General features: G+C 45.6%; 9 protein-coding genes and 1 pseudogene. 8 read left to right on the top strand and 2 right to left on the bottom strand.

Annotated elements, in window-relative coordinates:
* Positions 1-27 precede the first annotated feature (27 nt).
* The gene (locus tag I4V84_RS20475; protein ID WP_319017294.1) at positions 28-204 is read right to left on the bottom strand and encodes a DUF6783 domain-containing protein; all 177 of its coding nucleotides are present in this window, start codon (positions 202-204) and stop codon (positions 28-30) included.
* Between I4V84_RS20475 and I4V84_RS08635 the strand changes: the two are divergent.
* The 6 genes and pseudogenes from I4V84_RS08635 to I4V84_RS08610 all read left to right on the top strand — a co-directional run.
* Positions 121-405, top strand: a pseudogene (locus I4V84_RS08635) (DUF6783 domain-containing protein); the annotation flags it as partial. The gene I4V84_RS20475 and the pseudogene I4V84_RS08635 overlap by 84 nt on opposite strands.
* On the top strand, positions 377-3,301 hold the full coding sequence (locus I4V84_RS08630; protein WP_195991628.1) for an insulinase family protein: 2,925 nt from the start codon (positions 377-379) through the stop codon (positions 3,299-3,301). The pseudogene I4V84_RS08635 and the gene I4V84_RS08630, both read left to right, overlap by 29 nt.
* 39 nt (positions 3,302-3,340) lie before the next feature.
* Positions 3,341-4,249 (top strand): GTPase Era, encoded by a 909-nt coding sequence (era, locus tag I4V84_RS08625; protein ID WP_118578648.1) that lies wholly within the window; start codon positions 3,341-3,343, stop codon positions 4,247-4,249.
* Positions 4,250-4,251: 2 nt separating this feature from the next.
* On the top strand, positions 4,252-5,019 hold the full coding sequence (recO, locus tag I4V84_RS08620) for a DNA repair protein RecO (protein ID WP_173769366.1): 768 nt from the start codon (positions 4,252-4,254) through the stop codon (positions 5,017-5,019).
* Positions 5,020-5,228: 209 nt separating this feature from the next.
* Positions 5,229-6,623, top strand: a complete 1,395-nt coding sequence (locus I4V84_RS08615) for a glycine--tRNA ligase (protein ID WP_118578644.1) — start codon at positions 5,229-5,231, stop codon at positions 6,621-6,623.
* A gap of 182 nt (positions 6,624-6,805) precedes the next feature.
* Positions 6,806-7,849: an acyltransferase gene (locus I4V84_RS08610; protein WP_195991626.1), complete on the top strand. Its 1,044-nt coding sequence runs from the start codon at positions 6,806-6,808 to the stop codon at positions 7,847-7,849.
* 162 nt (positions 7,850-8,011) lie between these two features.
* Here the strand turns inward: I4V84_RS08610 and I4V84_RS08605 are convergent, their stop codons facing one another.
* On the bottom strand, positions 8,012-8,890 hold the full coding sequence (locus I4V84_RS08605) for an aldose 1-epimerase family protein (RefSeq protein WP_195991624.1): 879 nt from the start codon (positions 8,888-8,890) through the stop codon (positions 8,012-8,014).
* Between the two features lie 302 nt (positions 8,891-9,192).
* Here I4V84_RS08605 and I4V84_RS08600 point away from each other — a divergent pair, with 302 nt between their 5' ends.
* Positions 9,193-10,449, top strand: a complete 1,257-nt coding sequence (locus tag I4V84_RS08600; protein ID WP_148462325.1) for a 6-phosphofructokinase — start codon at positions 9,193-9,195, stop codon at positions 10,447-10,449.
* 166 nt (positions 10,450-10,615) lie between these two features.
* Positions 10,616-13,246 (top strand): pyruvate, phosphate dikinase, encoded by a 2,631-nt coding sequence (gene ppdK / locus I4V84_RS08595; protein ID WP_118578636.1) that lies wholly within the window; start codon positions 10,616-10,618, stop codon positions 13,244-13,246.
* The last annotated feature ends 130 nt before the right edge of the window (positions 13,247-13,376 follow it).

Below are 13,376 nucleotides of genomic sequence, written 5' to 3'. Positions count from 1 at the left end.
TAGTAAGATACTTTTTTGTGTGTTATACTAATGCAAGAAGTTGAAGAGGCTAGAGCGTGTTTGAAAAAGGCTTTCTGCAAGATGTGCGTCACAGTTTGTGGGAGATTTCGCTCGGATGAGGGCGCAGTAGCGGGCTACGGCAACCGAATTCGGGTGAAATCTCCCGCAAAGTGGGGCGTGCAGATTGCGGGAATGGTTTTTCAAACACGTTCTAAGAGACCGCCTATTGTAACTGATGAAGATGCTCCAGAATTATCAGCTGCATTGTATAAAGCTTTTAAGTGCAGTGTAATTCGGCATAATCGAAGAAATGAATTAAATACATCCCAATATCGGCTGTTTAAACAAACTGATTGGGCACTATTTGGAGGAAAAGATGAAGAAAGAAAATATTCCTGCATATGAGATTGTGAAGCAAGAGAATCTGACCGATATCCATTCTGTCGGCTATCTGCTCCGCCACAAAAAAACAGGAGCCAGACTGGTCCTGGTTGAGAATGATGATGAGAATAAGGTATTTTCCATTGCCTTTCGTACTACACCGAAGAACAGTACCGGTGTTCCCCACATTCTGGAACACAGCGTTTTGTGCGGATCCCGTGAATTTCCGCTGAAGGATCCTTTCGTAGAGCTGGTAAAAGGCTCACTGAATACCTTCCTGAATGCCATGACCTACCCGGATAAGACCTGTTATCCGGTAGCCAGCTGTAATGACCAGGATTTCCAGAATCTGATGCACGTTTATCTGGATGCGGTTTTTTACCCGAACATTTATCAGAAGGAGGAGATCTTCCGTCAGGAAGGATGGAACTACCATCTGGAGCAGAAGGAAGGACCACTCACATACAATGGTGTTGTATATAATGAGATGAAGGGGGCATTTTCTTCTCCTGACGAGGTGCTGGACAGAGAGATCATGAATAATCTTTTCCCGGATAATACCTATGGCGTGGAATCCGGCGGTAATCCTGAGAATATTCCAGAGCTTTCTTATGAGGAGTTCCTGGATTTCCACCGCACCTATTATCATCCTTCTAACAGCTATATTTACCTCTATGGAAATATGGATATGGAGGAGAAGCTTCGTTTTATTGATGAGAAATATCTGTCTGCCTTTGATGCGCTGGATGTGGATTCTGCGATTAAAGAGCAGGCTGCCTTTTCCCAGGTGAAGGAGCTGCAGATCGAGTATCCGGTTTCTGAAAGTGAGGAGGAAGAAGATAATACGTATCTTTCTTATAATATGGTTGTGGGAAATGCCATGGACAGTACCCTTGGCGTGGCTTTTGATGTGCTGGATTATGCTCTTCTCAGCGCACCTGGAGCACCACTGAAGCAGGCTCTTCTGGATGCTGGCATCGGTAAGGATATTTATGGCGATTATAGTGACGGTGTTCTGCAGCCATTCTTCTCTATTGTGGCAAAAGGTGCGAAGACATCCCAGAAGGAGAAATTTGTTTCTGTTATCCGTAATTGCCTTCAGGATATTGTGCGAAATGGAATTGACAAAAAGGCTATTCTTGCGGGTATTAATTATATGGAGTTCCGCTATCGGGAGGCCGATTTCGGACAGTTCCCCAAGGGGCTGATGTATGGACTGGATATTATGGGAAGCTGGCTCTATGATGATGAGAATGCTTTTTCCCAGGTACAGCTTTTGTCTATTTATGACAGATTAAAGGAGGCTGTAAATGAGGGCTATTTCGAGAAACTGATCCAGAAATGGCTTCTTGATAATACACATGGTCTGATCCTTACACTTGTGCCGAAGCGAGGTCTTGCCGCTCAGCGCGAGAAGGAACTGGCGGACAAGCTGGAGGCTTACAGAAGCAGTCTTTCCGATGGGCAGTTGGAGGAAATGGTCGAGAAGACCAAAGCTCTTGAGGCTTACCAGGAATCAGAGGAGAGACCGGAGGATCTTCAGTGTATTCCTATGCTGAAACGCTCTGATATCCGTAAAGAGGTTAACGGTTTTTCCAATGAAGAGCTTCAGGTAGATAACAGTCTGTTCCTGTATCAGGATGTGTGCACCAACGGAATCGGTTATGTGAACGTTATGTTTGAAATCAGGGATATGGCTGTAGAGAAAGTTCATTATCTGGGACTTTTGAAATCTGTTCTTGGTTATGTGGATACAGAGAATTACACATACGGTCAGCTGTTTAACGAGACTAATGCCAGAACAGGCGGTATTCAGTGTGGTGTGGATGTTTTTGATAAGGCAGATGATCCGGAAGCATTCCGTACTATGTTTACCATTCGCGGAAAGGCACTTTATCCTCAGATGGATTTCCTTTTCCAGATGATGGAAGAGATTCTGAATACTTCTAAGATCACAGATACCAAGCGTCTCTATGAAATTATTGCAGAGATCAAGTCCAGGGGACAGGCTTCCCTGATAGGCTCAGGACATCAGACAGCAGTGCTTCGCGGCGCTTCCTATGGTTCTTCGATGGCGAGATTCCAGGATGAGATGGCTGGTGTTGGCTATTATAAATTTATAGAGGATCTGGAGAAGAATTTCCAGGACAAAAAAGCCGAAATCGTGGCAGGACTTGAGAATGCTATGGCGGAAATCATTCGCCGGGATTCTTTTATGGTAAGCTACACAGGTGAGAGAGAGTCTGTGGAACAGCTGAAGGCTTTAAGTGGCTCTCTGAAGAAGAGCCTGAAGGAGAGCAGCTGTCAGGTTCCGGAGGTTGCCATTACCTGCGAGAAAAAGAACGAGGGATTCAAGACCTCAGGACAGGTTCAGTATGTGGCAAGAACAGGCAACTTTGTGAAAAAGGGATTCACATATACAGGAGCGCTGGAAATCCTTAAGGTGGCTTTAAGCTATGATTATCTGTGGATCAATCTTCGCGTAAAGGGCGGCGCATATGGCTGTATGAGCGGATTTAAGAGAAGTGGAGAGAGCTTCTTTGTATCCTACAGAGATCCCCATCTTCGCCGCACCCTTGAGGTATATGAGGGCGTGCCGGAATATGTGCGCACCTTCGCAGCGGATGAGCGTGAGATGACGAAATATATTATCGGAACCATCAGTGGAAAGGATGTTCCAAGAACACCACAGACACAGGGGGCACTTGGCAGAATGGCTTATTTCCGCGGTCTCACTGTGGAAATGCTGCAGAAGGAGCGTGACCAGATCCTGAATGCTACTGTTGAGGATATTCATGCACTTGCTCCGCTGATCCAGGCAGTTCTTTCTGATGACCAGCTTTGTGTAGTTGGAAGTGAGAGTGCTATCGAGAAGGCGAAGGATGTATTTATGGAGACAAAGCCGCTGGTAAGCTGCTGATAATATAGAACTGATTAAGAAAGAAGAGGAAATATTTTAATGACACCAGATTTTAAATCCGGATTTGTTGCAATTATTGGCCGTCCGAATGTTGGGAAATCTACCCTGATGAACCATCTGATCGGCCAGAAGATCGCGATCACATCCAAGAAGCCCCAGACCACCAGAAACCGCATCCAGACGGTCTATACCTGTGAGAAGGGACAGATCGTTTTCCTGGATACGCCTGGTATCCATAAGGCGAAGAATAAGCTTGGAGAGTATATGGTAGCCGTTGCAGAGCGTACCCTGAAAGAGGTGGACGCAATTATGTGGCTGGTTGAGCCGTCTACCTTTATCGGAGCCGGTGAGCGCCACATTGCAGAGCAGCTCCAGGGCGTTGGCGTGCCGGTCATTTTGATCATTAATAAGATCGATACAGTGAAAAAAGAGGAAATCCTTCCGGCAATCGATACGTACCGCAAGATCTGTGATTTTGCCGAGATTATCCCTTGCTCTGCACTCCGCGGACAGAATACAGAGGATATTATTGACAGTATTTTGAAATATCTTCCTTATGGACCCATGTTCTATGATGAGGATACTGTAACGGACCAGCCTCAGCGCCAGATCGTGGCAGAGGTGATCCGTGAGAAGGCGCTTCACGCACTGGATGCGGAAATCCCACATGGAATCGCAGTGGCAATTGACAAAATGAAGGAGCGTCCTGGCAAAAATCCTATGGTAGATATTGAGGCGACCATTATTTGCGAGAGGGATTCCCACAAGGGCATTATCATTGGAAAAGGCGGCGCCATGCTGAAGAAGATCGGCAGCAACGCCAGATTTGAGCTGGAACGTATGCTGGACTCCAAGGTAAACCTAAAGCTTTGGGTAAAGGTGAAAAAAGACTGGCGTGACAGTGATTTTATGATCAAAAACTTTGGATATGATAAGAAGGAAATCTGAAAATGAGTGATCTGATCACGGTACAGGGAATTGTACTTTCTGCGCAGCCTGTGGGAGAGTATGACAAGCGAATCGTGCTTCTTACCAGGGAGAGGGGGAAGATTTCCGCTTTCGCCAAGGGCGCCAGACGGCAGAACAGTCCGTTTATGGCTGCTGCCAATCCTTTTGTGTTCGGGAATTTTACCCTGTATGAAGGGCGCAGCAGCTACAATCTGAACCAGGTGACCGTGACCCATCATTTTGTGGAGCTGGCCGCCAGACAGCCGGGAGTTTATTATGGCTATTACTTTCTGGAGCTGGCAGATTATTTCGGAAGAGAGGGCACAGATGAGAAGAATATGATGAATCTTCTTTATCTCACTGTGAAGGCTCTCCTGAATCCGGAAATCGATGACCGGCTGGTAAGGTGCATTTTTGAACTGCGAACTATGACGGAGCAGGGGCTGATGCCGGAGCTTTTCCGGTGTGTGAACTGTGGGGAGGAGATCGCCGGAAAAGAGAATCTGTTCTTTTCCCAGGAGGCACATGGGATCCTGGATGGGGACTGCCTGAAGAAAGCAAGCCCCGGAGAAGCCAGAACCGCCCGCCGGATTTCCCAGGCAGCACTTTATACCATGCAGTACATTGTAAGCTCGCCCATGACGAAGCTGTATAGCTTTACAGTGACCGAAGAGGTGCTGTGGGAGCTGGAACGGCATATTCAGCCTTATGTGGCAGGGAATACGGATAAGAAATTTAAGAGTTTGCAGATATTAGAAGTTATGATGTAAGTGAATTGGATGTTGCACATAACAGGAAAGTTGATTAACGTGCTTTGCTCTATACTTCGATAGCAGCACATGATTTGCTGCTTAAAAGTGCGGAAATTGTGTTTTTGCGGCAGAATGTACGGAATTGAGTACGCGGTAAAACTTTACAAAAAGAAAAGTTGCGAGTATAATGTTAGAAAATCATCTATCAAACAATGAGGAGAGATATCATGGAAAAAACAATGGACAAGATTATTGCTCTGGCAAAAGCAAGAGGATTTGTTTACCCGGGTTCTGAGATCTATGGAGGTCTTGCGAATACATGGGATTACGGCAACCTTGGCGTAGAGCTTAAGAATAACGTAAAGCGCGCATGGTGGCAGAAATTCATTCAGGAGTCTCCGTACAACGTAGGTGTTGACTGTGCCATCCTGATGAACCCGCAGACCTGGATCGCATCCGGACATCTGGGAAGCTTCTCTGATCCGCTTATGGATTGTAAAGAGTGCCATGAGCGTTTCCGCGCAGACAAGATCATCGAGGACTACAGCCAGGAGCACGGCATTGAGCTTGAGAGCTCTGTAGACGGATGGTCTCAGGAAGAGATGAAGAATTTCATCGAAGAGCATAATGTTCCATGTCCTTCCTGCGGCAAACACAATTTCACAGACATCCGTCAGTTCAACCTGATGTTCAAGACCTTCCAGGGCGTAACTGAGGATGCTAAGAATACTGTATATTTAAGACCTGAGACAGCACAGGGTATTTTCGTAAACTTCAAGAACGTACAGAGAACATCCCGTAAGAAGATTCCATTTGGTATCGGTCAGATCGGTAAATCCTTCCGTAACGAGATCACACCTGGTAACTTCACATTCCGTACCCGTGAGTTCGAGCAGATGGAGCTTGAGTTCTTCTGCGAGCCGGATACAGACCTTGAGTGGTTTGCATACTGGAAGAGCTTCTGCCTGAACTGGCTGCATTCTCTTGGACTGAAGGATGAGGAAGTACGTTACCGTGACCATGACAAGGAAGAGCTGAGCTTCTACAGCAAGGCTACTACAGACGTTGAGTTCCTTTTCCCATTTGGATGGGGCGAGCTTTGGGGAATCGCAGACAGAACAGACTACGACCTTACCCAGCACCAGAATGTATCCGGACAGGATCTTACTTACTTCGATGATGAGAAGAAGCAGAAATATATCCCATATGTAATCGAGCCGTCACTTGGTGCTGACCGTGTGGTTCTTGCATTCCTTTGCAGTGCATATGATGAGGAGGTTCTGGATGCTGAGAAGAACGACGTTCGTACAGTTCTTCACTTCCATCCGGCACTTGCACCGGTTAAGATCGGTGTGCTTCCGCTTTCCAAGAAGCTGAACGAGGGCGCTGAGAAAATCTACGCTCAGTTATCCAAGAAATACAACTGCGAATTTGATGATCGTGGAAATATCGGTAAACGTTACAGAAGACAGGACGAAATCGGTACTCCGTTCTGCGTAACCTACGATTTCGATTCAGAAACTGACGGAATGGTAACTGTCCGTGACCGTGATTCCATGGAGCAGGTTCGTATTAAGATTGATGAACTGGATGCTTACTTCGCAGATAAATTTACATTCTGATTTTATGTGACAGGCAGTTCAGAATCCTCATATAACAGGAATCTGAAAAATGCCGCAGCAGCATGTGGGAACCGTTTAGAATGTATATAAAGTAATAAAAGGGCTGACTTTCTGAAATCAGATGGTTGGTCCTTTTGCTGTCCGTATTTGCCCGGAACAGCAGTTATTGGAGTTACGAGGAAATGAAAAAAAGACGTTGGACGTGTATTGATATTTTGAAATGCCTGGCTGCTATTGCAGTGGTTGAGATCCACAAGCCTCTGGAAATACAGGGGGGAGGTGAATTTCTGATCCTGTGCCGCTTTGCAGTGCCTGTGTTTTTTATGATCACCGGATTCTTTTACCCGGAAACAGTGGCGAAGAAACGGGAACTGAAGCAGTTTGGCAAAATCTTCACCATTACCATTGGCGCAAATCTGTTTTACCTGCTATGGGAAATCCTTCTGGCAGTTGAGAAAAGAGAAAATATAAAAGAAGCATTGCTTGCAAGGTTTGAGGAAAGAGTTCCGGAGGATTTTATTTTGTGGAATTTTTCCCCGCTTTCGCCGCACCTGTGGTATCTGCAGGCACTTCTCTATGTGCTTGTAATTGCTTTTATTGTAGAACATCTGGGACTGAGAAAGCTGGCTTATCTGGCGATTCCGGTGCTGTTGGCGGGAAGTCTCATAAAGGGAAGCTATTCTTTGTTTTTTGTGGGAAAAGAAGACTGTCACATTTATTATGCAAGGAACTTTCTGTACTGCGGACTTCCCTTTTTCTGGCTGGGCTGCTGGTTTGGATCCAGAAAGGAGGATCTTCTTGGCTTTCTGGACAGGAAGAAAATGGGATTTTTGCTGTGTGGACTTCCTGTTTTCTGGAATATGGCTGTTATGGAGCAGAAGTGGCTGGAAAAGCGAAATGCCCTGGGAACTCAGGAAGAGTACGCCGGAACCATTTTTCTGGCAATCTGCATCTTTCTTCTTTTTATTGGCTGGCAGAATTTTTATGTGGAGAACTCGCTTACCAGAGCATTGGCAAAAGTGGGAAAAGACTATTCCATGCTTATCTATGTTCTTCACTACGCGGTTCTGCAGGCCTTGTCCAGATGCTTTAAAGGCAGAAGGAGCCTGCTTGCAATGGGATACCAGCAGTATGGGATGATGTTTGTATTTGCTGTCACTGTGGTGATGGTGGCAGTTTACGTTAATGCTAGAGCCTGTTTGAAAAATCATTCCCGCAAATTGTGACGCACATTTTGCAGAAAGCCTTTTTCAGACACGATCTGGGAAAAAACTGAGGATGTCTTCTGAGCCTGAAAATTGAGTGAATAAAATATCGGTACACTTCCAGAAGAGCGGAAGGTGTACCGATATTTTTTTGCTCTGCTTAGATCATGTTTGAAAAAGGCTTTAGAATATCTCAATAGTATATGCCGTCTCAAACATCTCATCCATTTTCAGATGATTGATAAATGGCTTTTCCGACAGATCTCCGGTGAATCCGTAGTCATCGCAGCGTCCCATCCATGGCTCCAGGCAGACAAATGGGGCATCCTGGGAAGCAGACCAGATTCCGAAATTGGGGAATCCTACACAGCGCAGCTCCAGATAAGGAGTGCCGTCTGGCAGCTGGATGCCAGCCCTTGTGATCTGATTGTCAAATACCAGTGCGTCGTGGTCAAACATGTGATCCTCAATCTGGCAGGTGCCATTTTCCAGCTTCAGAGTGGCCTTTTCTTCAGCCTTGGCCGTGCCGCTCTCTGGGTCAAGAAGAAGGTATGTAAGGCTTTCCTGTCCGTCGAAGGTAAGACGGTAATCACTTCTCTTGGTATCCGGCAGAACAGGTACACGAAATGCCGGATGTCCGCCGATGGCGAAATACATATCCCCATCACTATTATTAGCTACCTTCCAGCTGACTGTAAGGGTGCGTCCCTTCAGAATATGACGGATGCGGAGCACAAAATCAAAAGGATAAACCTCTTTGGTCTCTTCTGTAGAACGAATCTGGTGGGTTACGGAATCCAGTGTGGAATCAATACATGTGAAATCTGTGTCACGGGCAAAGCCATGCTGCTTGGAAGCATATTCCTTATCACCGATCCGGTAATGATTTCCATAATGCTTTCCTACATTTGGAAAAAGAACCGGCGCGTGACGTCCCCAGAACCTGGGATCTCCCTGCCAGATCACCTCTCGGTCTTTCTCTTTGTCATAAATGCTGACCAGCTCAGCCCCATGGTCGTCAATGGTCACTTTCAGAAAGTCATTTTCCAAAACTCTTTTCATGATGTAAAACCTCCATGTGTGATGTTGTATGTGGAGCGCGAATTCTGTCTGCTGCACTCCACAGAGCGCGTTTTCTCCATTATATCACTATATCTGTGAATTTCACTATCAAAAAATTGTATTATTTGTCCGAAATATAAATAATTCATATAAAAATGACATAAAAACATAATTAAATATGCAAAACGTACAATATCACATTGACTTTATTATACGCCTTTGGTAAACTATACAATTATAGGGTGAATGGCATAGGAATTTTCGACACCCACATCCATTCGAAATAGAGGAGGAATACCACCATGGCAAAGAAAAGAAATATTATTGTAGGACAGTCCGGCGGCCCAACATCTGTAATTAATTCCAGTCTTGCAGGCGTATACAAGAATGCAGTAGAGCGTGGCTTTGACAAGGTATATGGAATGCTTCACGGAATCCAGGGTCTGCTTGACGAGCAGTATATCGACCTTTCTACCCAGATTCATTCCGAGCTTGACATTGAGCTTCTGAAAAGGACTCCGTCCGCATTTCTTGGTTCCTGCCGTTATAAGCTTCCGGAAATCCACGAAGACAGAGCTATCTATGAGAAAATCTTCGATATTCTGAATAAACTGGAAATCTATGCATTTATCTACATCGGCGGAAATGATTCCATGGATACCATCAAGAAGCTGTCTGATTATGCCATCATTACCGGACAGACCCAGAAATTCCTTGGTGTTCCGAAGACCATTGACAATGACCTTGCGCTTACCGATCATACCCCAGGTTTCGGAAGCGCAGCCAAGTATATTGCAGCTTCCACCAAGGAAGTGATCCGTGACGCAGAAGGCCTCACCTATAAGAAAAATATGATCACCATTATGGAGATCATGGGAAGAAATGCAGGCTGGCTTACAGGCGCCACTGCACTTTCCAAATCAGAAGACTGCGAAGGACCAGATCTTATTTACCTTCCGGAGGTTCCCTTTGACATTGAGAAATTCCTCGCAAAAGTGAAAGACCTTCTGAAAAAGAAATCCTCCGTTGTCATTGCTGTATCAGAAGGAATCAAGCTGGCTGACGGACGATATGTCTGCGAGCTTGGAAGCGTAGGAGATTATGTGGACGCATTTGGACACAAGCAGCTGCAGGGAACTGCCACCTATCTGGCGAATTTCCTGGCAGCAGAGTGCGGCTGTAAGACCCGTGCCGTAGAGCTTTCCACTCTTCAGAGAAGCGCTTCCCATATGGCATCCCGCGTGGATATTGATGAGGCTATGATGGTTGGCGGTGCAGCCGTAAAGGCAGCAGATGAAGGAGACACCGGCAAGATGGTAGTCATCGACCGTGTATCTGACGATCCATATATGGCAGCTACCGGAATTTACGATGTACACCGAATCGCCAATGAAGAGAAGCTGGTTCCGAGAAACTGGATGAACAAGGATGCAAATAATGTGACCAAAGACTTTATCGACTATATTAAACCACTGATCCAGGGCGATTATCAGCCAATCATGGTAAATGGTGTTCCCCGTCATCTGGTGCTGAATACTGGAAGAAAAAAGAAAAATTGAGAAAATGATAAAAATTTGACTGTTTTTTGCCAGAATTACCTTGACGAATGACGAATAAGCCTATAAAATAACTATGTGCGTATAAAACATAGTTTATGTTTATGAAAGTAACTGTGAAGGTACTGAACAGTTACCAATGAACAAATTTTTAGGAGGAAAATGTAAAATGGCAAAATGGGTTTACATGTTTACAGAAGGTAACGCTGATATGAGAAACCTTCTGGGTGGTAAAGGTGCTAACCTTGCTGAGATGACAAACCTTGGACTTCCTGTACCTCAGGGATTTACAATCACTACTGAAGCTTGTACTCAGTACTATGAGGATGGAAGACAGATCAACGACGAGATCATGGGTCAGATCATGGAAGCAATCACCAAGATGGAAGGAGTTACCGGAAAGAAATTCGGTGACATCGAGAATCCTCTGCTTGTTTCCGTTCGTTCAGGCGCAAGAGCTTCTATGCCAGGTATGATGGATACTATCCTGAACCTTGGTTTAAATGAAGACGTTGTAGCTGTATTATCTGAGAAATCCGGCAACCCACGTTGGGCTTGGGACTGCTACAGAAGATTTATCCAGATGTACTCTGACGTAGTTATGGAAGTTGGTAAGAAATATTTCGAAGAGCTTATCGACAAAATGAAAGCTGAAAGAGGCGTTAAACTTGACGTTGAGCTTACAGCTGACGACCTTAAAGAACTTGCTATGCAGTTCAAGGCTGAATATAAAGAAAAAATCGGTTCCGATTTCCCGGCTGACCCGAAAGAGCAGTTAGTTGGTGCAATCAAAGCCGTATTCCGTTCCTGGGACAACCCACGTGCCAACGTATATCGTCGTGACAACGATATCCCATATTCCTGGGGTACAGCTGTTAACGTACAGATGATGGCATTCGGTAACATGGGTGATGACTGTGGTACTGGTGTTGCATTTACAAGAGACCCAGCTACAGGAAACAAAGGTCTGTTCGGTGAGTTCCTTACCAATGCACAGGGTGAGGACGTTGTTGCTGGTGTTCGTACACCTATGCACATCGCTGAGATGGAGCAGAAGTTCCCGGAAGCATTCAAGAAATTTACAGAAGTTTGCCATACTCTGGAGACACACTACAGAGATATGCAGGATATGGAGTTCACTGTTGAGCATGGCCAGTTATACATGCTGCAGACACGTAACGGTAAGAGAACCGCTCAGGCTGCTCTGAAGATCGCTTGTGACCTTGTTGATGAGGGAATGAGAACAGAGGAAGAAGCAGTAGCTATGATCGATCCTCGTAACCTTGATACTCTTCTTCATCCGCAGTTCGACGCTAAGGCTCTGAAAGCTGCTACACCAATGGGTAAAGGTCTTGGAGCTTCTCCAGGAGCTGCTTGTGGTAAGATCGTATTCACAGCTGATGACGCTGTAGAGTGGGCTGAGAGAGGCGAGAAGGTTATCCTCGTTCGTCTTGAGACATCCCCAGAGGATATCACAGGTATGAAATCTGCTGAAGGTATCCTGACAGTTCGTGGTGGTATGACATCTCATGCAGCAGTAGTTGCCCGTGGTATGGGTGAGTGCTGTGTATCCGGATGCGGTGATATCGCTATGGACGAAGCTAATAAGAAATTTACACTTGCTGGCAAAGAGTTCCACGAGGGAGATTTCCTTTCTATCGATGGTACAACAGGTAACATCTACGACGGAATCATCCCGACAGTAGACGCTACAATCGCTGGTGAGTTCGGACGTATCATGGCATGGGCTGACAAGTACAGAACAATGAAGGTTCGTACAAACGCTGATACTCCTGCTGACGCTAAGAAAGCAGTTGAGCTTGGTGCTGAAGGTATCGGTCTTTGCCGTACAGAGCATATGTTCTTCGGTGAGGGACGTATCGATGCATTCCGTGAGATGATCTGCTCCACAACAGTTGAGGAGAGAGAAGCAGCACTTGCTAAGGTTCTTCCATATCAGCAGGAAGACTTCGAAGGTCTGTTCGAGGCTCTCGAGGGCAACCCTGTAACAATCCGTTTCCTGGATCCGCCGCTTCATGAGTTCGTTCCTTCAGAAGAGGAAGACATCAAGAAGCTTGCTGACGCTCAGGGCAAGACTGTAGAAGAGATCAAGACTATCATCAATTCTCTTCATGAGTTCAACCCAATGATGGGACATCGTGGATGCCGTCTGGCAGTTACTTACCCAGAGATCGCTAAGATGCAGACAACAGCAGTTATTCGTGCAGCTATCAATGTAAAGAAAGCTCACGCTGACTGGAACATCTGCCCAGAGATCATGATCCCGTTAGTAGGTGATATCAAAGAGCTTAAATATGTTAAGAAGTTTGTTGTTGAGACAGCTGACGCTGAGATCGCAGCAGCAGGCGTAGATCTGAAATATGAAGTAGGTACAATGATCGAGATCCCACGTGCAGCTCTTACAGCTGACCAGATCGCTTCTGAGGCTGACTTCTTCTGCTTCGGTACCAACGACTTAACTCAGATGACATACGGCTTCTCCCGTGATGACGCTGGTAAATTCCTTAACGCATACTATGACGCTAAGATCTTCGAGAACGATCCATTTGCAAAACTGGATCAGGTTGGCGTTGGTAAGCTTATGGATATGGCTATCAAACTTGGTAAGCCAGTTAACCCGAACCTTCACATCGGAATCTGTGGAGAGCACGGTGGAGATCCATCTTCTGTAGAGTTCTGCAACAAGATCGGTCTTGACTATGTATCCTGCTCACCATTCCGTGTACCGGTTGCTCGTCTGGCAGCAGCTCAGGCAGCTATCGCTCAGAAGAATAAATAATTCATTCTGAATATATATTTAAGTCATACTTCAGTATGATATGTGTCCAAGCGTAAAAATTGCCTTGGAGAATTGTAGAAATACGGTTCTTCAAGGTTTTTTTGTTTCTAGAATATGCTCCGGAAAGGAA

It is taken from the genome of Ruminococcus sp. 1001713B170207_170306_F1, assembly GCF_015668065.1.
Lineage (GTDB): Bacteria > Bacillota > Clostridia > Lachnospirales > Lachnospiraceae > Blautia_A > Blautia_A faecis.
The sequence above is the reverse complement of the archived record's forward strand: the minus strand, read 5'-3'. Positions and strand labels throughout refer to the sequence as shown.

Excerpts from the sequence above, each read along its gene's own strand:
- I4V84_RS08605 (WP_195991624.1), bottom strand. The coding sequence starts at position 8,890 with ATGAAAAGAGTTTTGGAAAATGACTTTCTGAAAGTGACCATTGACGAC.
- I4V84_RS08600 (WP_148462325.1), top strand. The coding sequence starts at position 9,193 with ATGGCAAAGAAAAGAAATATTATTGTAGGACAGTCCGGCGGCCCAACA.
- I4V84_RS08610 (WP_195991626.1), top strand. The coding sequence starts at position 6,806 with ATGAAAAAAAGACGTTGGACGTGTATTGATATTTTGAAATGCCTGGCT.
- era (WP_118578648.1), top strand. The coding sequence starts at position 3,341 with ATGACACCAGATTTTAAATCCGGATTTGTTGCAATTATTGGCCGTCCG.
- I4V84_RS08615 (WP_118578644.1), top strand. The coding sequence starts at position 5,229 with ATGGAAAAAACAATGGACAAGATTATTGCTCTGGCAAAAGCAAGAGGA.
- ppdK (WP_118578636.1), top strand. The coding sequence starts at position 10,616 with ATGGCAAAATGGGTTTACATGTTTACAGAAGGTAACGCTGATATGAGA.
- recO (WP_173769366.1), top strand. The coding sequence starts at position 4,252 with ATGAGTGATCTGATCACGGTACAGGGAATTGTACTTTCTGCGCAGCCT.
- I4V84_RS08630 (WP_195991628.1), top strand. The coding sequence starts at position 377 with ATGAAGAAAGAAAATATTCCTGCATATGAGATTGTGAAGCAAGAGAAT.